At 68.9% G+C, this 18,254-nt stretch carries 17 protein-coding genes and 1 riboswitch; of the genes, 13 read left to right on the top strand and 4 right to left on the bottom strand.

What is annotated here, in order from left to right; all coding sequences use genetic code 11:
- The first annotated feature begins 4 nt into the window (after positions 1 to 4).
- Genes ACIPRS_RS16945 through cydC form a run of 5 tightly spaced genes read left to right on the top strand, consistent with a single transcriptional unit; the run spans position 5 to position 6,662 of the window.
- Positions 5 to 2,380, top strand: coding sequence for a heavy metal translocating P-type ATPase (locus tag ACIPRS_RS16945; RefSeq protein WP_446539390.1), 2,376 nt, complete (start codon positions 5 to 7; stop codon positions 2,378 to 2,380).
- Positions 2,377 to 2,565, top strand: a complete 189-nt coding sequence (ccoS, locus tag ACIPRS_RS16940) for a cbb3-type cytochrome oxidase assembly protein CcoS (protein ID WP_446539389.1) — start codon at positions 2,377 to 2,379, stop codon at positions 2,563 to 2,565. Before ACIPRS_RS16945 ends, ccoS begins: the two co-directional genes overlap by 4 nt.
- Complete coding sequence (locus ACIPRS_RS16935) at positions 2,555 to 3,283, top strand: sulfite exporter TauE/SafE family protein (protein WP_446539388.1); 729 nt, start codon at positions 2,555 to 2,557, stop codon at positions 3,281 to 3,283. Before ccoS ends, ACIPRS_RS16935 begins: the two co-directional genes overlap by 11 nt.
- A 41-nt stretch (positions 3,284 to 3,324) precedes the next feature.
- Positions 3,325 to 4,968 carry a thiol reductant ABC exporter subunit CydD gene (gene cydD / locus ACIPRS_RS16930; protein ID WP_446539387.1) on the top strand — a complete coding sequence of 548 codons (1,644 nt, stop codon included), beginning with the start codon at positions 3,325 to 3,327 and terminating at the stop codon, positions 4,966 to 4,968.
- Positions 4,965 to 6,662, top strand: a complete 1,698-nt coding sequence (gene cydC, locus ACIPRS_RS16925; RefSeq protein ID WP_446539386.1) for a thiol reductant ABC exporter subunit CydC — start codon at positions 4,965 to 4,967, stop codon at positions 6,660 to 6,662. The genes cydD and cydC overlap by 4 nt, the downstream gene beginning before the upstream one ends.
- A 153-nt stretch (positions 6,663 to 6,815) precedes the next feature.
- Here cydC and ACIPRS_RS16920 read toward each other — a convergent pair whose 3' ends face one another.
- Positions 6,816 to 7,583, bottom strand: a complete 768-nt coding sequence (locus ACIPRS_RS16920; RefSeq protein WP_337732572.1) for a Crp/Fnr family transcriptional regulator — start codon at positions 7,581 to 7,583, stop codon at positions 6,816 to 6,818.
- Between the two features lie 397 nt (positions 7,584 to 7,980).
- Between ACIPRS_RS16920 and ACIPRS_RS16915 the strand changes: the two genes are divergently transcribed.
- From ACIPRS_RS16915 to phaP, 3 genes are all read left to right on the top strand, one after another.
- Positions 7,981 to 9,348: a DEAD/DEAH box helicase gene (locus ACIPRS_RS16915; RefSeq protein ID WP_446539385.1), complete on the top strand. Its 1,368-nt coding sequence runs from the start codon at positions 7,981 to 7,983 to the stop codon at positions 9,346 to 9,348.
- Between the two features lie 63 nt (positions 9,349 to 9,411).
- Complete coding sequence (gene queD / locus ACIPRS_RS16910) at positions 9,412 to 9,768, top strand: 6-carboxytetrahydropterin synthase QueD (protein ID WP_446539384.1); 357 nt, start codon at positions 9,412 to 9,414, stop codon at positions 9,766 to 9,768.
- A gap of 155 nt (positions 9,769 to 9,923) precedes the next feature.
- The gene (phaP, locus tag ACIPRS_RS16905; RefSeq protein WP_192202952.1) at positions 9,924 to 10,316 is read left to right on the top strand and encodes a phasin family protein; all 393 of its coding nucleotides are present in this window, start codon (positions 9,924 to 9,926) and stop codon (positions 10,314 to 10,316) included.
- Positions 10,317 to 10,494: 178 nt separating this feature from the next.
- Here phaP and bioD read toward each other — a convergent pair whose 3' ends face one another.
- Together bioD and ACIPRS_RS16895 are read right to left on the bottom strand one after the other, a co-directional pair.
- A complete protein-coding gene (gene bioD, locus ACIPRS_RS16900) occupies positions 10,495 to 11,163 on the bottom strand; it encodes a dethiobiotin synthase (RefSeq protein WP_446539383.1) in 669 nt (222 codons plus the stop codon).
- Between the two features lie 4 nt (positions 11,164 to 11,167).
- Entirely contained in the window at positions 11,168 to 11,902 is a 735-nt protein-coding gene (locus tag ACIPRS_RS16895) for a TMEM175 family protein (RefSeq protein ID WP_337732575.1), read from the bottom strand.
- Between the two features lie 79 nt (positions 11,903 to 11,981).
- Between ACIPRS_RS16895 and ACIPRS_RS16890 the strand changes: the two genes are divergently transcribed.
- From ACIPRS_RS16890 to btuB, 3 genes are all read left to right on the top strand, one after another.
- Entirely contained in the window at positions 11,982 to 12,467 is a 486-nt protein-coding gene (locus ACIPRS_RS16890) for a GAF domain-containing protein (RefSeq protein WP_446539382.1), read from the top strand.
- Positions 12,464 to 12,835, top strand: coding sequence for a TfoX/Sxy family protein (locus ACIPRS_RS16885; RefSeq protein ID WP_192202948.1), 372 nt, complete (start codon positions 12,464 to 12,466; stop codon positions 12,833 to 12,835). The genes ACIPRS_RS16890 and ACIPRS_RS16885 overlap by 4 nt, the downstream gene beginning before the upstream one ends.
- 120 nt (positions 12,836 to 12,955) lie before the next feature.
- A riboswitch (cobalamin riboswitch) is annotated at positions 12,956 to 13,172 on the top strand.
- A 125-nt stretch (positions 13,173 to 13,297) separates the two neighbouring features.
- The gene (gene btuB / locus ACIPRS_RS16880; RefSeq protein WP_446539381.1) at positions 13,298 to 15,169 is read left to right on the top strand and encodes a TonB-dependent vitamin B12 receptor; all 1,872 of its coding nucleotides are present in this window, start codon (positions 13,298 to 13,300) and stop codon (positions 15,167 to 15,169) included.
- Between the two features lie 57 nt (positions 15,170 to 15,226).
- Here the strand turns inward: btuB and dinB are convergent, their stop codons facing one another.
- Complete coding sequence (gene dinB, locus ACIPRS_RS16875; RefSeq protein ID WP_446539380.1) at positions 15,227 to 16,309, bottom strand: DNA polymerase IV; 1,083 nt, start codon at positions 16,307 to 16,309, stop codon at positions 15,227 to 15,229.
- 215 nt (positions 16,310 to 16,524) lie between these two features.
- On the opposite strand from dinB, the gene fabA reads away from it, so the two are divergent.
- On the top strand, positions 16,525 to 17,040 hold the full coding sequence (fabA, locus tag ACIPRS_RS16870; protein WP_192202945.1) for a 3-hydroxyacyl-[acyl-carrier-protein] dehydratase FabA: 516 nt from the start codon (positions 16,525 to 16,527) through the stop codon (positions 17,038 to 17,040).
- Positions 17,040 to 18,248 carry a beta-ketoacyl-ACP synthase I gene (gene fabB, locus ACIPRS_RS16865; RefSeq protein WP_192202944.1) on the top strand — a complete coding sequence of 403 codons (1,209 nt, stop codon included), beginning with the start codon at positions 17,040 to 17,042 and terminating at the stop codon, positions 18,246 to 18,248. Before fabA ends, fabB begins: the two co-directional genes overlap by 1 nt.
- The last annotated feature ends 6 nt before the right edge of the window (positions 18,249 to 18,254 follow it).

The raw sequence follows: 18,254 nt of genomic DNA, 5'->3' as shown, positions 1-18,254 counted from the left end.
CTGCATGGACATCCCCGTGGTGCCCTGCCACCACTGCGGCGAGCCGGTCGGCGATGCCGCACGCCGGGTCGATGCGGGCGGACGGGCGTTCTGCTGCGAAGGCTGCGCGGCGGCCGCCGCGTGGATCGAGGATGCGGACCTGGGCAGCTACTACCGCCTGCGCAGCGCGAGCGCCAACCGCGTGCAGGCCGACCGGCTGGATCTTGCAAGCTGGGACCGTGCCGAGTTGCAGGATGAACACAGCCGCGCCATCGACGGTGGCCGCGAGATCGTGCTGCTCACCGACGGCATGCGCTGCGCCGCGTGCGCGTGGCTGATCGACCGCGCACTGGCGCGCGAAGCCGGCGTGCTCGACACCACCGCCAACGCGGTAACCGGCCGCATCCGCATCGCCTGGGACCCGGCACGCACGCACCTGTCCGCCCTGCTGCACCGCCTGGCCATGCTGGGCTATCGACCGTATCTGGCCACCGGCGACGCACGCGAACAGGCCCGCCTGTCCGAACGCCGCCGCTGGCTGCTGCGACTCGGCGTGGCCGGCCTCGGTTCGCTGCAGGCGATGATGCTGGCCGAGGCGTTGTACCTCGACGTCAACGCCACCATGCCGCTGCCGACACGCGACCTGTTCCGCTGGCTCACCTTCCTGGTCAGCACGCCGGTGGTGTTCTACAGCGGCTGGCCGTTCCTCGCCGGCATGGCGCGCGAACTGCGCGCGCGCCACGTGGGGATGGACACGCTGATCGCCAGCTCCACCCTGCTCGCCTACGTCGCCAGCCTGGTCGAGACGATCCGTGGCGGCACGCATGTCTGGTACGACGCGGCGGTGATGTTCGTCTTCCTGTTGCTGGCCGCGCGCATGCTGGAACAGCGCGCGCGCAACGTCGCCACCGCACAGGTGGATGCGCTGGCGCGCGCGCAGCCGGTGTTCGCGATCCGCGAGCGCGATGACGGCACGCGCGAATCGGTGCCGCCGTCGGCGCTGCGCGTGGCCGACGTGGTCTGCGTGCCCGCCGGCGAGGGCGTGCCCGCCGATGGCGTGCTGCTGGACGCGGCCGCGGATTTCGAGGAAGCGCTGCTGACCGGAGAATCGCGACCGGTGCGCCGGCATGCGGGCGAGACCGTGTATGCCGGCACCACCTGCCGCGAGCGTCCGGCACGGCTGCGCGTGACCGCAATCGGCACGGCGACACGGCTGTCGCAGCTGGCGGAACTGGTCGACCGCGCGCAGGGCCATCGCCCGCCACTGGCGCAACTGGCGGATCGCGTGGGCCGGCATTTCGTGGTCTCGCTGCTGGTGCTGGCGGTGTGCGTCTACATCGGCTGGCGGATGTACCAGCCCGAACGGGCGTTCGAGGTGACCCTCGCTCTGCTGGTCATCAGCTGCCCCTGCGCGCTGTCGCTGTCGGTGCCCGCCGTGCTCGCCGCCGCGCATGGTGCACTGGCGCGCTGCGGCGTGCTGGCCACGCGGCCCGAAGCGCTGGACACGCTGGCGCGCGCTACCGACGTGGTGTTCGACAAGACCGGCACGCTCAGCGACGGCCGTCCCGCACGCGTGGCCGTGGAGGTATTCGACGGCCTGGACGCGGACGCCGCCACGCGCATCGTGGCCGCGCTGGAGAAGGACAGCGGCCACCCGATCGCGACCGCATTCGCGGATGTCGATGCACGCGCATGGGCGCAGGCCGTGGTCGCACGTCCCGGCCAGGGCGTGGAAGGCGATGTCGACGGTCGCCATTGGCGCTTCGGGCGCGCGGACTGGGCCGCACACCGGGCAGACGATGGCGGCCTGTGGCTGGGCGATGGCACGCACGGCGTCGCCTGCTTCACCTTGAACGAGCGACCGCGCGAGGATGCCGCCATCGCCATCCGGGCCCTGCGCGCGCAGGGCCTGGACATCCATCTGGCCAGCGGCGACAGCGAGGGCGCGGTGCAGCGCCTGGCGCACGTCCTCGGCATCGCGTCGACGCTTGCCCGGCAATCGCCGGAGGACAAGCTGGCACGCGTGCGGCAGCTGCAATCGGAAGGCCGCATCGTGGCGATGGTCGGCGACGGATTGAACGACGCGCCGGTGCTGGCCGGCGCGGATGTCTCGATCGCGATGGGCGAAGGCGCGCCGCTGGCGCAGCGGGCGGCCGACCTGGTCGCCACCGGTCCTTCGCTGTTGCGCATCGCCGACGCCGTGCGCGTGGCGCGGCTGTCGCGGCGGCTGGTGAAGCAGAACCTGGCCTGGTCTGCCGGCTACAACCTGCTCGCCGTGCCACTGGCCGCCGCCGGCCTGGTCACGCCATGGATCGCGGCGCTGGGCATGGCGGTATCCTCGCTGGTGGTCACCCTCAATGCGCTGCGGCTGGCGCGCACGTCCACGGAGATGGCGGCATGAACATCCTGCTGATGCTGTTGCCGATCAGCCTGGTCCTGCTGGGCCTGGCCATCGCCGCGTTCGCGTGGGCCGTGCGCAAGGGCCAGTTCGACGATCTCGACACACCCGCGCTGGACATCCTCGACGATGCACCGCCGAAACAGCGCGAGGACGCGCGCGCGCGCGAAGGCGACGATGGCGCCTGACCTCCCTGTCCTGTCCGCTGCCCTGCTGGCGGGCCTGGTGGGCAGCACGCACTGCGCGGTGATGTGCGGCGGCATCGCCACCGGCTTCTCCGCGATGTCCTCCCGGCAACCAGGCTGGAGCGGTGCCCTGCAGCTCAACCTCGGCCGCGTCGCCGGTTACACGCTGGCGGGCGCGATCGTCGGCGCCTTCGGCGGTGGCCTGCTGGCGCTGGCACGGCACGACACCGCCGTGCTCGCGATGCGCGTCGGCGTGGGACTGGCCCTGGTGGTGCTGGCGCTGCGCCTGTTCGACCAGCGGGGCCGCCTGGATTTCCTTGCCCGTCCCGGTGCGAAGGTCTGGCAGGCATTGCGGCCCCTGCATGCACGCGTGCTGCCGGCGGACACGCTGCCGCGCCGCCTGGTGGCCGGTGCGCTGTGGGGCTGGTTGCCGTGCGGACTCAGCCTGAGCCTGCTCACCGTCGCCTGGCTGCAGGCCAATGCGCGCGATGCCGCCTTGACCATGGCCGCGTTCGGGCTCGGCACACTGCCGATGATGGTCACCCTGACCTGGTCGGGCGCACGCCTGGGGCGGCGCTGGCAGCAACCGGCCGTGCGGCGCGTGGCCGCGACCTTCGTGCTCGCGGCGGGCCTGCTGACCATCGCCTCGCCCTGGTTGATGCGGCACCCGGCGCTGCACGGCGTGCTCACGGCACTGGGCTGCCAGCCATTGCCACCATGAGGGCGGATGCGACACCGGCTTCAGAAGGCGCGAACGCGAAGATGCGCCTGCAGACGCTGGGGCGCGTGGCGCGCGATCCCTTGCGGGCCGCCAGCGCGCTCGCCCTGTTCGCTGGCTGGCTGCTCGTGCCGCAGGCTGCGCTCATCGCCGTGTGCATGCAGCGCGCGTTCGTCGCCCACGAGCCGCCCCTCGTCCTGCTGCCACTGCTTGGCGGCCTGTTGATCCTGTTGCTGCTGCGCGCCGGACTGGGATGGGCGAGCCGGCGATGCGCCGACCATGCGGTCGAGCGCATCCGCGTCGACCTGCGCGGCAGCATCGCGCGCGCGCTGGTGGCGCGCGGTCCCGCCTGGGTACGCACCCGGCAGAGCGGCGCGCTGGCCGAACGCATGGGCGCGCACGTGGATGCGCTGGAAGGCTATTTCGGCGGCTTCGTGCCAGTACGCGCGGAGGTGGTGGGCGTACCGCTGGCGATCCTGCTGGCGGCGTTCTGCGTGGATCGCACGGTCGGCCTGATCCTGTTGCTGACGATGCCGTTGGTGCCGGTGTTCATGATGCTGGTCGGCTGGAGCGCGCAGGCCGCCAGCCAACGGCAGTTGCAGGCACTCGCGCGCATGGGCGGACACTTCGCCGACCGTCTGCGCGGACTGGGTCTGATCCGCCTGTATGGGCGTGGCGAGGCTGAACTGGAAGGCATCCGTTCCGCCGCCGAGGAACTGCGCCTGCGCAGCCTGCGCGTGCTGCGCATCGCGTTCCTTTCGTCGGCGGTACTGGAGTTCTTCGCCTCGCTGAGCGTGGCGATGATCGCGCTGTACCTCGGCCTGAGTTATCTCGGCATGATCGATCTGCGCGCGCAGCCCTTGACGCTGGGCACGGGCGTGTTCTGCCTGCTGCTGGCGCCGGAGTTCTACGCGCCGCTGCGACGGCTGGCCACGCACTACCACGACCGCGCTGCGGCGCTGGCGGCGATGGACGAGATCGCGCCGGTACTGGACGATGCGGACGCCGTCATGCCGCCCGTCCTTCCGACCACAGTGCCTGCGGGCACCCTCATCAGCGCGCGCGACGTCACGCTGCGCCATGCAGGCAATGCACGCGACGTGTTGCGCCATGTCGATATGGCACTGCATCGCGACCAGCACATCGCCCTCGTCGGCGCCAGCGGCGACGGCAAGAGCACGCTGCTGGAAGCCCTGGCCGGCTGGATTCCGGCCACGACCGGCACGGTGGAGCGCGCACCCGGCCTGCGCATCGGCTACGCGCCGCAGCGTCCGTTCCTGTTCGCCGGCAGCCTGCTCGACAACCTGCGTCTGGCGAAACCGGATGCGGGCGACGACGAACTGCGGCGAGCGGCCGAAGCGGCACAGGTGCTGCGTTTCGCGGACCGCCTGCCTGACGGCCTGGATACGGTGATCGGCGAACGCGGCTTCGGCCTGTCCGGCGGCGAAGCGCGACGCATCGCGCTGGCGCGCGTGTTCCTGCGCGACCCCGACCTGCTGCTGCTCGACGAGCCCACGGCCTTCCTCGATCCGGACACGGAAGCCGCCGTGCTGCGGGCGATCCTGCACTTCGCACGCGGACGCGGGCTGGTGATGGCTACGCACAGCGCCGCCGCGCAAGCGGCGATAGCGCAGACCTGGCGCGTGCATGGCGGGAAGCTGCATGCGACCGCGGTAGCGCCCCGATGACCGACCGCGACGACACGCTGCCGGTGCGCCTGCGCGAGGTGGTCCTTCTTCACCGTAGATGGATCGTACTCGCGATAGCGCTGCTGTTGCTGACGCTGCTCGCAGGCACGGCACTGCTCGGCCTGTCCGGACATTTCCTCACTGCCGCAGCACTGGCGGGCAGTACGGCACTCGGCTTCAACTTCTTCGGCCCGTCGGCCGGCGTCCGTGCGCTGACCTTCGTACGCATCCTGTCGCGCTACGCGGAGAAGCTGCTCGGCCACGATGCCACGCTGCGGCTCGCGCGCGACCTGCGGGTGTGGTTCTTCCGCCGCGCACTGCCGCTGGCGCCGCTGGGCCTGGGCCGCTTCCGCATCGGCGAACTGATGGCGCGGTTGATGGCGGACATCGAAGCGGTCGACGGCGTGCTGGTCCGCGCGCTCGGCCCGCTGCTGGCCGTGCTGTCGCTGTGCGCGCTGGCGACGCTGGTGGCGACGTTCGCGCTGCCGGCAGCCGGCGCCGTGCTGCTCGTCGCGCTGCTGCTGATCGGTGCGCTGGCGCCGTGGCTGGCGGCGCGCAGCGTGGCGGCGCTGGAAGGCGAACGCGCCGAGGCCCGCATGCGCCTGCGCGCGTCGGTGCAGGAAGGCATCGAAGGCCAGCAGGACCTCGTCGCGATGGATGCCACATCGGCGTGGCTGGCAGCGCTGGATGCGCGGAGCCGCGAGGTGGCGCAGTGGGAAGACCTGCGCAAGCGCCGGCTTGCGCTCGCCAGTTTGGCGCATGCCCTGGTCACGGCCGCCACGCTGCCGGCGATGCTGTGGGTCCTGCTGTCGGCGGTGCACGGCGAACGCATCGGCGCCGCAGCCGCGGGCGGCCTGTTCTTCATGACGGTCGCCGTACTGGAAGCCTGCAGCGCCATCGCCCCGGCCTGGCAGGCATGGCGTGCCGCCGTCACCGCAACCGGACGGCTTGAAGAAGTGGTGGAGCCGAAGCACGAAGCCCGAAGCCACGGGCGCACGGGTGCGCAACCGCCAGCGCCACGCGGTGTGCTGTGGTTCCGCGAGGTGGTGTTCGCCTGGCCCGGCAGCGCGCGGCGCGTGCTCGATGGCGCCAGCCTGCGCATCGAAGCGGGCGAGCGCGTGCTGGTCTCCGGCGACAGCGGCGAAGGCAAATCCTCCTTGTTGGCGTTGGCGCTGGGACTGTGTACGCCGAACGCAGGGGAAGTACGCTTCGCCGACGACGACCTGCGCACGCTGGATCCTGCGCTCTGGCACACCCGCATCGCCTGGCTGCCGCAGGACGCGCCGGTCTTTTCCGGCAGCGTGCGCGAAAACCTGCGCCTCGGCGATCCCGCTGCCGACGATGCGCGCCTGTGGCAGGCGCTGGCGCAGGTGAAGCTGGACGCCCGCTTCCGCGATGCGGACGACGGTCTGGATACCTGGGTCGGCGAGAACGGCGCGACGCTGTCGGCGGGCCAGGCACGTCGACTGGCGCTGGCGCGTGCGCTGCTGCGCGATGCACCGTTGCTGCTGCTCGACGAGCCCACCGAAGGCCTCGACCAGGACACCGCTGACGCCCTGATGCGCGACATCGCGACCGCCAGCGAGGGGCGCAGCGTGCTGATCATCAGCCATGCGACGCTGCCGGATGGCGTGGTGGATACGCGGTATCGGCTGCGCGATGGCAAGCTGGTGAAGGAGGCCATCCCCCTGTAGGAGCGACGTGAGTCGCGACCGCACGAATGATCGACCGTTGCACCGTCGGGTGGAACAGCGCTGCGGAAACACCTGCATGCCCTGCTGCGCTCCCATCGCCCGCGGGGCATACGGTCGCGACTTACGTCGCTCCTACAGAGAGCAAAAAAAGCCTCAGGCGCGCGCTTCGGCCAGGGCGTCCAGGCGCTTGCGGTTGAGCAGGCGCACGTGGTGCGGGTCGTCCGTGGCGATGCTGCCTTCCTGGCGCAGGCGGGTGAAGCTGCGGCTGACGGTCTCGACGGTCAGGCCCAGGTAGTCGGCGATGTCGGTACGCGTCATCGGCAGGATTACTTCGGTGTCGTCCTGGCCCTGGCGCCGACGACGCTGCGCCATGTCCACCAGGAAGCCGGACAGGCGCTCCATCGGATTGAGGCGGGCCAGCGACATCAGGTTGCCACGGGTGGCGTCGAGTTCGACGCAGGCGCGCTCCAACAGTTCGCGCTCCAGCTCCGGGTGGTCGTGGCACAGGCCGCGCATGTCGGCCATCGAGAATTCGCACAGCGTGCTGTCGGTGATCGCCTCAATGGTGTGCTTGTAGTGCGAGGTCCCGCTGAAGCCGATGAAGTCGCCCGGCATCAGGAACCCCGCCACCAGCCGGCGCCCGTCCGGCAACAGCCGGATGCGGCGCAACGCTCCCTTGGTCACCGTGAACACGCCCCGCCGCGGCTCGCCCTCGCGCACCAGCGCCTCGCCCGCGGACAGCCGGACGTCATCGGCCAGCGCCTCCATGGCATGGGCCTTCTCCACCGGCAGGGCCGCGCAGATGGCCAGGTGCCGGACCAGGCAGCCGCCACAACCGCGCGAATTGGCCTGGCAGACCACGCCATCGGCTGGCGCACGGGTCACCGGGGCGTCGTTCTGGCGGAGGATGCGAAGGCTCATGGCGGTCGGCTACGTGGTCTTCCCAGGCCATGATACGCCCGCAAGTCACTGATTTCCGGGCTGCGACAATTGGTCGCAGACCCGGGTTTCAGCACCCATTCCCCCATTCAGGCCCGGATTCGGTTACAGTGCGCGCCGCTTGCCCGCGGCCGTTCGTTTCCCCATGGTCCGCCGGCGCCGGGATGTCCACACGACCTCCCGCGCCCGCCCCGCCCCGACTTCTTTCGTGGGCAAGCCCGGATCCGCCGCTTTGGCGCCTCCGCACCCCTTCTCGCAGCGCGGTTTCAGGGAACGCTTCGAGTCACGGCCTCACCGCATTCCGCGCGTCCCACGTTGCCGCACTTCGCTGTGCCGGCGTTGCGTGCGTGTCCGGCCGGCCGGCTTTGGAGCTTCCACCATGACGTTTGAAAACCTTGGCCTCGCGCCCGCCCTCCTGCGTGCGCTGGACGAACAGGGCTATACCCAGCCCACCGCCATCCAGGAACAGGCCATCCCGCTGGCCCTGGCCGGGCACGACCTGCTGGCCGGCGCCCAGACCGGCACCGGCAAGACCGCCGCGTTCGGCCTGCCGCTGATCCAGTACCTGGCCACCACGCCGCAGGAAGTCGCCACCCGTGGCCCGCGCAAGCCGCGCGCACTGGTGCTGACCCCCACCCGCGAACTGGCCGTGCAGGTGCATGACAGCCTGCGTGGCTACGGCAAGTACCTGCGCATTCCCAGCACCACCATCTATGGCGGCGTGGGCATGGGCAACCAGCTGGACGCGCTGCGCCGTGGCGTGGACATGGTGATCGCCTGCCCGGGCCGGTTGATCGACCATATCGAGCGTCGCAGCATCGATCTGTCCGGCATCGAGGTGCTGGTGCTGGACGAGGCCGACCGCATGCTCGACATGGGCTTCCTGCCCTCGATCAAGCGCATCCTGGCCAAGCTGCCCAAGCAGAACCGTCAGACCATGCTGTTCTCCGCCACCTTCGCCGAGCCGATCCGCGAACTGGCCATGGAATTCATGCGTGATCCGAAGCAGATCCAGGTCACGCCCAAGAACACCGTCGCCGAGACCATCACCCACCGCGTCCACCCGGTCGATGGCAGCCGCAAGCGCGACCTGCTGCTGCACCTGCTGGCCAAGGACAGCCGCCTGCAGACGCTGGTGTTCGCCCGCACCAAGCATGGCAGCGACAAGCTGGCGATGTTCCTGGACAAGAGCGGCATCAAGACCGCGGCGATCCACGGCAACAAGTCGCAGGGCGCACGCCAACGCGCGCTCAACGACTTCAAGGCCGGCCGCATCAACGTGCTCGTTGCCACCGACATCGCCGCGCGCGGCATCGACATCGACCAGTTGCCGCAGGTGATCAATTTCGACCTGCCGATGGTGGCCGAGGACTACGTGCACCGTATCGGCCGCACCGGCCGCAACGGCTCGACGGGCGAGGCGATCTCGCTGGTGGTGCAGGATGAAGTCAAGTACCTGCGCGCCATCGTGCGCATGCTCGGCCGCGACGTGGACCTGCGCGACGTGCCGGGCTTCGAGCCGCAGACGCCGATCCGCTGGGGCAACAGTGCGCCGGGCAAGGCCGAACAGCCCGCCGGCGAGCGCACCCCGCGCCGCAACGGCCCGCAGAAGCATGCGCGCCGCCCGCACAGCGAGGCCCCGCGCCACGCCCACGCCGGCCCGAAGAAGCACAGCAGTGGCCCGCGTCGCGAAGGCGACCGCCGCCCCGGCGGTGCGCGCCCCAGCCAGGCACGCCCTGCCCGTTGAGTCGATCGTGCGGCGCCCTCACCGGCGCCGCACGCTGGTTGCCACGCCCTCTAGAATCGCCGCATGGATATCTTCAAGGTCTTCACCGTGGAAGCCGCGCACCGGCTGCCGCACGTGCCGGACGGGCACAAGTGCGCGCGCCTGCACGGACATTCGTTCCGCATCGAACTGCATCTCTCCGGCCCGGTCGATCCGCACGCTGGCTGGGTGATGGACTTCGCCGACGTGAAGGCGGCCTTCCTGCCGATCTACGACCGGCTGGACCACCACTATCTCAACGACATCCCCGGCCTGGACAACCCGACCAGCGAGCAGCTCGCGAAGTGGATCTGGGACCAGACCAAACCGGTGCTGCCGCTGCTGAGCGCCATCGTGGTGCATGAAACCTGCACGTCCGGGTGCCGCTATACGGGCCCCTGAGGCATGAAACCGGTTTCATACCACTACATACAAGCGTTTGATTTTTAACGGCTCCTGACCGTTCGTCGGATTTCCATACGCCACTTATTGCACTGCAACATGGATATGTCTATGCTGCGTCGCAACAGATGGGAATCCCCTTTCAGGAGCACGCCATGACCACGCAATTCAACGAAAGCTTCAGCCAGTTCACGCACCAGTTCGCCGCCGCTGCCTCGCGCGCCAACCGTCTGGCCCTGGAAAGCGCCGAGACCGTGTTCGGCGTGCAGCTGAAGACCTTCGAAAAGAACATCGACGCCACCACCGCCTTCTTCGGCGAGCTGGCTGAAACCCGCGACCTCGAAGGCTACAAGACCCTGTGGCCGAAGGGCATGCAGGTGGCCAAGGACAACGCCGAGCGCGTCGTCGCCGCCAGCCAGGAAGTGTTCGGCCTGGGCCTGAAGACCGGTGAGGCCTTCGGCCAGCTGGTGAAGACCCAGTTCGAAACCGCGACCGACAACGTCCAGGCCTCCGTGGCCAAGGCGACCAAGGCCGCCAAGGGCAAGTAAAACCCGCCCCAGGACCTGCACGTCCAACGTTTATTGCGCGGCTCCCCCTCCCTCCGCGCAGCCGACCCGGCAGCCCCCACGCTGCCGGGTTTTTTATTGCCCGCGCACCCAGGCTCTTGCAGGAGGGCCTTCAGGCCCGGTGCTTTTCCGGCAACGCCTGTCGGGCCTGAAGGCCCTCCTACAGGGAAATCGCGATATGCCGGCTGAGCTGCCTGGCGTCGATGTCCGGCGCATGTGGCAACCTCCCCCAGCACGGCACCGGCATGCGCGCGGACAGCAGGGCGAAGTTCTCGTCCCGGCGTTCCATCTCCGGATCGACCTCGTTCGCTATCCAGCCCACCAACCGTGCCCCGTCGTCCTGGATGGCGCGCGCACTGAGCCGTGCATGATTGATGCAGCCCAGCCGCATCCCCACCACCAGCACCACCGGCAGGCGCAGTTCCTCGACGAGGTGCCGTTGATCGAGCGTCGCCGTCAGCGGCGCGGCCCAGCCGCCAACGCCTTCCACCAGTACCAGATCAGCCATCGGATGCAGGCGCTCGAACGCTGAAACCAGCACCCCCAGTTGGACGTCCACGCCTGCATCGCGGGCCGCGATCTCCGGCGCCAGCGGGGCGGGCAGCGCATACGGATTGAGGTCCTCGTACGGCGGCACGGGATCGCTCGCCGCCTGCAGGGCCAGTGCATCGTCGTTGCGCCAGCCGGCCGGCGTGAGGGTACAGCCGCTGGCAACCGGCTTCATGCCGACCGCGCGCAACCCGCGCGCGCGGAATGCATGCAACAAGGCGGCACTGGCAACGGTCTTGCCGACGCCGGTGTCGGTACCGGTGACGAACAGCCGGTCCATCGGCCTATCCATCTGCGCGCTCCGGCCAGCGGCGCGCGCCCCAGCGCTGGCCACGCACATGCACCAGGCCGGTGAACGAAAGCAGGAAATACACGCTGCCCGGCAATGCGACCTGCCACGACCGCGAGTGCTCGGTCAGCAGCAGCGCGATCAGCACCGACACCAGGCTGACGAGAACGAAATAGGCATGCGATGCGACCTCCCCAGCTGCGTTGGCGGCGGCATCGCCATCCAGCCGCAGCCGGCCACGCGCGCGCCATGCGAGCGCATACAGACCGCCTACGCAGGCGGACATCGACGCGAACGCGAGCCCGTAGAAAATGAACATGAAGGCCAGCGGACGCGGACCGTTGGCGTCGGACAGCGGCATCGGCAGCCACCCGCCCGTGATCCACCCGAAGAACGTACCCAGCAGCAGCCGCAGCGGATACACGTAGACCAGCACCAGGAACACCAGCAACAGGCTGAGCAGCGTGGCCGGGACGGTGCCCAGCCGATAGCGCCGGCTCCAGCGCACATGCGCGTACCAGAACATCGCCACCATCGCGAAGCTGGCGGCGAACGCCGGTATGTTCTTCAGCGCCTGCAGTACGCCGCCGATGCTGTCAGGAATGCGCTCCACGGAGATGACCAGCAAAGTGACCGCGAACGCGAACGCCGCATCGACGAATGCCTCCAGCCGCGTCACGCCATGGCCACGCCAACCCGCTTCTTCTTCATCGCGTGCATTCGCGCCCACCTGTCGCCCCCGTCAGCCCATGCGCATGGGACGCATCATATCGGGCCGTCCCGCAGGACGCGGGAGTAGAATCGACGCCATGTCATTCGCCTCCCAGACGCTCACCGGCAGCAAGCCGGAACAATACGCACAGCTGGCCGCGCAGGCCCGTGCCCTGCTGGCCGGCGAACCGGACCGGATCGCCAATGCCGCCAACCTGGCCGCACTGCTCTACCACGCCCTGCCGGACCTCAACTGGGCCGGCTTCTACTTCTTCGATGGCCGGGAATTGGTCGTTGGCCCGTTCCAAGGCTTACCAGCCTGCGTGCGGATCCCGTTGGACAAGGGGGTCTGCGGAGCCGCCGCACGCACCCGCCAGACCCAGCGCGTGGACGATGTGGAGGCCTTCCCGGGCCACATCGCCTGCGATTCCGCTTCACGCTCGGAGTTGGTGGTACCGCTGGTGAAAGGGGACGAACTGGTCGGCGTGCTCGACCTGGACAGCCCACGCCTGGCGCGCTTCGATGCCGACGACCAGGCGGGCATGGAACGCATCGCCGCCATCTTCGTGGATTCGCTGACATGACAGGCACCAAGCTGCGCAACATCGGCCCCAAGTCCGCCGCCTGGCTGCGCCAGGTCGGCCTGCGCACGCAGGAGGACCTGGAGGGCGTCGGCGCGGTGGAAGCCTTCATACGGGTCAAGCGCGCGGGATTCCGGCCCAGCCTCAACCTGCTCTATGCGCTGGAAGGCGCCCTGCTGGACTGCCACTGGCAGCAGCTGCCCGAGGATCGCCGCAGTGCATTGCTGGTGGCCTACGACGCGGCGGCGGCCCTGCTGCCGCCGCCGCGCGGCCGACCCGCTGCAGGCCCGGTGACCACGACGCACACCGAGCGCGAAGAAGACACGGGCCCTTCGCTCAACCTGTTCGACTCGCCAGGCGGCGACGACTGACTCCTGCATCGGGGCTTCAGCCCCGATGCTTTTCAGCAACTCCATAGGGGGCTGCTCGAAGAGCATCGAAGCTGAAGCCCCTCCTGCACCTGTGCGGGCAGGAACGCGTTGGCTTCCCGTATACTGCGCGCGCTTTCAGGTGACCCGTGGCTTCCACGCCCGGGTTGAAACGGGAAGCCGGTGACCCGCGATACGCGGCATTCCGGCGCTGCCCCCGCAACGGTAGGCGAACAACAGCCGCGGCATCGGCCACTGTGCATTGCATGGGAAGGCGCCAAGGCGGAGTGCCCTGCACTCGTTCGCAAGCCCGGAGACCGGCCTGGGAGTCCACTGGTTGCGATGCGGAGGGCGTCGCGGCGTGCCGCGCCGCTGCCTGTCTGCTGCGCTGTCCGCAACGCTCCCTTCCCCGTCGCAACTCCACGCCGAAGAATGCGCGCGGGGCGCGCGATGGAGTTGAATCCGATGTACAGCCGTTTTCCCCTTTCCCACCTGGCCCTCGCGGTCGCATTGGCGCTGCCGTTCGCGGCGCAGGCGCAGGACCGCAGCACGACCGACCTCGACGAAGTCGTGGTATCCGGCACCCGAACCGCTGTCGCGGTCGAGGACAGCCTGGTCCCCGCGCAGGTGATCAATCGTGAAGCGATCCAGCGCAGCCAGGCCCGTTCGTTGTCCGAACTGTTGCAAGGCCGCGCCGGCATTTCGCTCGCCAACCAGGGCGGGGCCGGCAAGATCACCACGCTCAACCTGCGCGGCACCGAATCGGACCATGTGCTGGTGCTGATCGACGGCGTCCGCATGGGCTCGGCGACCGCCGGCCTGCCGGCGCTGCAGGACCTGCCGATCGATCAGATCGATCGCGTCGAGATCGTGCGCGGCCCGCGCTCAAGCCTGTACGGCTCGGAAGCCATCGGCGGCGTGATCCAGGTGTTCACCCGTCGCAACACCGGCAAGGTGCGTCCGAATTTCCGCATCGGCGTGGGCAGCGACAGCACGCGTGAAGCCAGCGCCGGCATCGGCGGCGGCAATGCGCGCGGCTGGTTCGGCGCGGACGTGGCGCATACGCGGACGGATGGCTTCAATGCCTGCCGTGGACGCGGTCCGGATCCGGGCATCCCGTTCGACTTCGGCGCTGGTTGCTTTACCGACGAACCCGACCGCGATGGCTACCGCAACACGTCGGCCAACCTGCGCGGCGGTTACTCTTTCACCGATACGCTGACGATGGAAGCCAACGCACTGCGCGCCGAGGGCAAGAGCGAATTCGACGGCAGCTTCACCAATCGCTCGGAAACGGTGCAGCAGGTGATCGGCACCAAGCTGCGCTATACGCCGAGCGAGAAGGTCGGCCTGCAGCTGAGCCTGGGCCGCAACGACGACAAATCAGACGATTTCCATGACGACGTGCAGTCCGGCTATTTCGAGACGCGCCGCTACGTGGCTTCGCTGCAGGGCGATTTCACGGTGGCCGCCAACCAGCTGCTGACCGCCGGCATCGACTGGCAGGACGACAAGGTGGAAAGCGCCACCGACTTCGACGTCACCCAGCGCGACAACCTGGCCGGCTTCGTCGAGTACCAGGGCCGCTTCGGTGCGCACCAGCTGCAGGCCAGCGTCCGCAACGACGACAACGAACAGTTCGGCAACCACACCACCGGCAGCCTGGGCTACGGATTCGGCTTCGACAACGGCCTGAAGCTGACCGCCAGCGTGGCCACCGGCTTCAAGGCGCCGAGCTTCAACGATCTGTACTACCCGTTCTTCGGCAACCCCGACCTGAAGCCCGAAGAATCCGAGAGCGTCAACCTGGGCATCGCGCGGTACGCGGACAGCTGGAACTGGACGTTCAACGTCTACCAGAACAAGGTGGACCAGCTGATCTCATACGATGCGGCGATCTTCCTGCCCAACAACATCGACGAAGCGCGCATCCGCGGCGCGGAGTTCACGGTCGACTTCACGCTGGGCGGTTTCGACATCGCCACCCAGCTGAGTCACACCGACCCGCGCAACCGTTCGGCGGGCCCCAACCACGACAACCTGCTGGCACGTCGTCCACGCAATACCGCGCGCATCGACGTGGATCGCGCGTTCGGCGCGTTCCGTACCGGCGTGACGTTCAACGCGGCGGGCGAGCGCTACGACAACCTGGCCAACACCGATCGCCTGGGCGGCTACAGCACGCTGGACCTGCGCCTGGAGTACGCCATCGCGCCGGCCTGGACGTTGCAGGCGAAGGTCGGCAACGTGTTCGACCGCGACTACGAAACCGTCGCCTGGTACAACCAGGCTGGCCGCACCTACGGCCTGAGCCTGCGTTACCAGCCGACCGAGTGACACGACGGGACACGCGATAGAAGAAAGCCCGGCATCGCCGGGCTTTTTTTTCCCCAATCACCCCGCCACCCGCTCCGCTTCGTCGAACAAGCCCGGCTGGGTCGCCACCTCATCCCGGTCGCGGAAGCCGGAAAGGCCCACGCCCACCAGCCGGTAACGCGTGGCCGCCGGCAGCTCCACGCGCTCGCGCAGCGCGAGTGCGATGTCGATGAAATCCTGCGCCGTCACCGGAGGCGACTCCGGCGTGAAGCTGCGGGTCAGGATGCGGAACTGCGAGGTCTTGAGCTTCAGTACCACCGTGCGGCCCACGCGCTCCGTCTTCCGGCTGGCGGCCCAGGCCTTTTCCGCGATACGGACGATGTGCGGTTCCAGTTCGGGCAGCAACAGGTCGGTGGCGAACGTGTCTTCGGCCGAGATCGACTGCACCGGCTGGTCAGGCTCCACGGGTCGCTCGTCGATGCCGCGCGCGCGCCGATAGAGACTTCCGCCGAAGCTGCCGAAGCGCTGTTCCAGATCGCGCTGCTCGAAGGTGCGCAGATCGCCGACGGTATGGATGCCGGCCGCGTTCAACTTGCCCTGCATCACCTTGCCCACGCCCGGAATGCGCTCCACAGGCAAAGGCGTCAGGAACGCCTCCACCTGGTGCGGCCGCAGCACGAACTGCCCATCGGGCTTGCGCCAGTCGGACGCGATCTTGGCGAGGAACTTGTTCGGCGCCACGCCGGCCGACGCGGTGAGCTGCGTCTCCTCGCGGATCTGCGCACGGATCGTTTCGGCCACCGCGGTGGCGGTCGGCAGGTTGGACTTTGGCGCGGTGACGTCGAGATAGGCCTCGTCCAGCGACAACGGTTCGACCAGGTCGGTGTGGCGCAGGAAGATCTCGCGCACCTGTCGCGACACCGCCTTGTAGCGCGCGAAGTCCGGCGGCACGAACACTGCCTGCGGGCACAGCCGCTCCGCGCGCACCGCCGGCATCGCCGAGCGCACGCCGAAGACGCGGGCTTCGTACGATGCCGCGCACACCACCGAGCGCTCGCCGCGCCACGCGACGACCACGGGCCGTCCACGCAGCGACGGATCGTCGCGCTGTTCGACCGACGCGTAGAAGGCGTCCATGTCGATGTGGATGATCTTGCGCATCACGCGATGATATCGGCCGCCGTACGCGATCGCATGGACGCAGGCGGGAACGATACGGTTGCGTTTGGACATGCGGACAGAGAGTGCGAAACCCTTGCCGCAATTACGCCTCGCCGATGGTACGCCGGCGTATGGAAAAAACCCGGTTGATTTGCATCAAGACAAGCGTATGCACATGTGTGCATTATTTGCGCCTTCGTAGAATGGACCATGCAATGACCGCCCCTGCTTCCTTCTCGCGCGAACAGCTGCTGGCCAGCGCGCGCGGCGAACTGTTCGGCCCCGACAGCGGCCGCCTGCCCAATGACCCGATGCTGATGTTCGACCGCATCACCGAGATCCGCGAGGACGGTGGTGCGCACGGCAAGGGCCTCATCCGCGCGGAACTGGATATCCATCCCGACCTGTGGTTCTTCAAGTGCCACTTTCTCGGCGACCCGGTGATGCCCGGCTGCCTCGGCCTGGATGCGATGTGGCAGCTCACCGGTTTCTTCCTGACCTGGATCGGCGCGCCCGGTCGCGGTCGCGCATTGGGATCAGGCGAAGTGAAGTTCACCGGCCAGGTCTTGCCGACCGCCAAGCGCGTCAGCTACGAGATCGACATCAGTCGCGTGATCAACCGCAAGCTGGTGCTTGCGGTGGCCGATGGCCGCATGCTGGTCGACGGCCGCGAGATATATACCGCGCGCGATCTGCGCGTGGGCCTGTTCACCTCGACGGAGAGCTTCTGATGCGCCGTGTCGTCATCACCGGTCTGGGCATCACGTCCTGCCTCGGCAACGACGCGGATACCGTGTCGGCCGCGCTGCGCGCCGGCCATTCGGGCATCCGCCATATCCCGCAATACGCCGAACTCGGCTTCCGCAGCCAGGTAGGCGGTGCGCCGGAGATCGATCTCGATGCGCAGATCGACCGCAAGCAGAAGCGCTTCATGGGCGACGCGGCCGCGTTCGCGCACATCGCGCTGCGCGATGCCATCGCCGATGCCGGCCTGGACGACGCGCTGGTCAGCCAGCCGCGCACCGGCCTGATCGCCGGCTCCGGCGGCGGCTCGGCCGAATGGCAGATCGAAGCCGCCGACCTGCTGCGCGCGCGCGGCATCCGCAAGGTGGGCCCGTACATGGTGCCGCGCACGATGTGCTCCACCGTATCGGCGACCCTCGCGACGGCGTTCAAGATCAAGGGCGTGAGCTATTCGATCTCCGCCGCCTGTGCGACCTCGGCACACTGCATCGGCGCGGCGGCGGACCTGATCCGCGCCGGCCGCCAGGACATCGTGTTCGCCGGCGGCGGCGAAGAGCTGCACTGGGCGCTGACGATGATGTTCGATGCGATGGGCGCGCTGTCGAGCAAGCGCAACGATGACCCCGCGCATGCCTCGCGTCCGTACGATGCGGACCGCGACGGTTTCGTCATCGCCGGTGGTGGCGGCATGCTGGTGCTTGAGGATTACGACCACGCGGTGAAGCGCGGCGCACGCATCCACGCCGAACTGCTGGGTTACGGCGTGACCTCCGACGGCGCCGACATGGTCGCGCCGTCCGGCGAAGGCGCGGTGCGCTGCATGCAGATGGCGCTGGAAGGCGTCACCGCGCCGCTGGACTACCTCAACACGCACGGCACCTCCACACCGCTGGGCGACGTGATCGAACTCGAGGCGATCCGCACCGCGCTGGGCGATACGCTGCCGCCGATCTCGTCGACCAAGGCACTGTCCGGCCACTCGCTGGGCGCCGCCAGCGTGCACGAAGCGATCTACTGCCTGCTGATGATGCGCGATGGCTTCATCGCGGGCTCGGCCAACATCGAGACGCTGGACGAAGGCGCCAAGGATTTCCCCATCGTGCAGGCGAGCCGCGACGCGACCCTGGCCACGGTGATGTCCAACAGCTTCGGCTTCGGTGGCACGAACGCCAGCCTGGTGTTCGGGCGGGTCTGACCCGGC

The sequence above is a fragment of the Pseudoxanthomonas sp. LARHCG66 genome (genome assembly GCF_052871755.1).
The sequence above is the reverse complement of the archived record's forward strand: the minus strand, read 5'-3'. Positions and strand labels throughout refer to the sequence as shown.

What these genes read in the sequence shown, in the direction of transcription:
- ACIPRS_RS16945 (WP_446539390.1), top strand. Translation starts at nt 5, where the DNA reads ATGGACATCCCCGTGGTGCCCTGCCACCACTGCGGCGAGCCGGTCGGC.
- ccoS (WP_446539389.1), top strand. Translation starts at nt 2,377, where the DNA reads ATGAACATCCTGCTGATGCTGTTGCCGATCAGCCTGGTCCTGCTGGGC.
- ACIPRS_RS16935 (WP_446539388.1), top strand. Translation starts at nt 2,555, where the DNA reads ATGGCGCCTGACCTCCCTGTCCTGTCCGCTGCCCTGCTGGCGGGCCTG.
- cydD (WP_446539387.1), top strand. Translation starts at nt 3,325, where the DNA reads ATGCGCCTGCAGACGCTGGGGCGCGTGGCGCGCGATCCCTTGCGGGCC.
- cydC (WP_446539386.1), top strand. Translation starts at nt 4,965, where the DNA reads ATGACCGACCGCGACGACACGCTGCCGGTGCGCCTGCGCGAGGTGGTC.
- ACIPRS_RS16920 (WP_337732572.1), bottom strand. Translation starts at nt 7,583, where the DNA reads ATGAGCCTTCGCATCCTCCGCCAGAACGACGCCCCGGTGACCCGTGCG.
- ACIPRS_RS16915 (WP_446539385.1), top strand. Translation starts at nt 7,981, where the DNA reads ATGACGTTTGAAAACCTTGGCCTCGCGCCCGCCCTCCTGCGTGCGCTG.
- queD (WP_446539384.1), top strand. Translation starts at nt 9,412, where the DNA reads ATGGATATCTTCAAGGTCTTCACCGTGGAAGCCGCGCACCGGCTGCCG.
- phaP (WP_192202952.1), top strand. Translation starts at nt 9,924, where the DNA reads ATGACCACGCAATTCAACGAAAGCTTCAGCCAGTTCACGCACCAGTTC.
- bioD (WP_446539383.1), bottom strand. Translation starts at nt 11,163, where the DNA reads ATGGACCGGCTGTTCGTCACCGGTACCGACACCGGCGTCGGCAAGACC.
- ACIPRS_RS16890 (WP_446539382.1), top strand. Translation starts at nt 11,982, where the DNA reads ATGTCATTCGCCTCCCAGACGCTCACCGGCAGCAAGCCGGAACAATAC.
- ACIPRS_RS16885 (WP_192202948.1), top strand. Translation starts at nt 12,464, where the DNA reads ATGACAGGCACCAAGCTGCGCAACATCGGCCCCAAGTCCGCCGCCTGG.
- btuB (WP_446539381.1), top strand. Translation starts at nt 13,298, where the DNA reads ATGTACAGCCGTTTTCCCCTTTCCCACCTGGCCCTCGCGGTCGCATTG.
- dinB (WP_446539380.1), bottom strand. Translation starts at nt 16,309, where the DNA reads ATGCGCAAGATCATCCACATCGACATGGACGCCTTCTACGCGTCGGTC.
- fabA (WP_192202945.1), top strand. Translation starts at nt 16,525, where the DNA reads ATGACCGCCCCTGCTTCCTTCTCGCGCGAACAGCTGCTGGCCAGCGCG.
- fabB (WP_192202944.1), top strand. Translation starts at nt 17,040, where the DNA reads ATGCGCCGTGTCGTCATCACCGGTCTGGGCATCACGTCCTGCCTCGGC.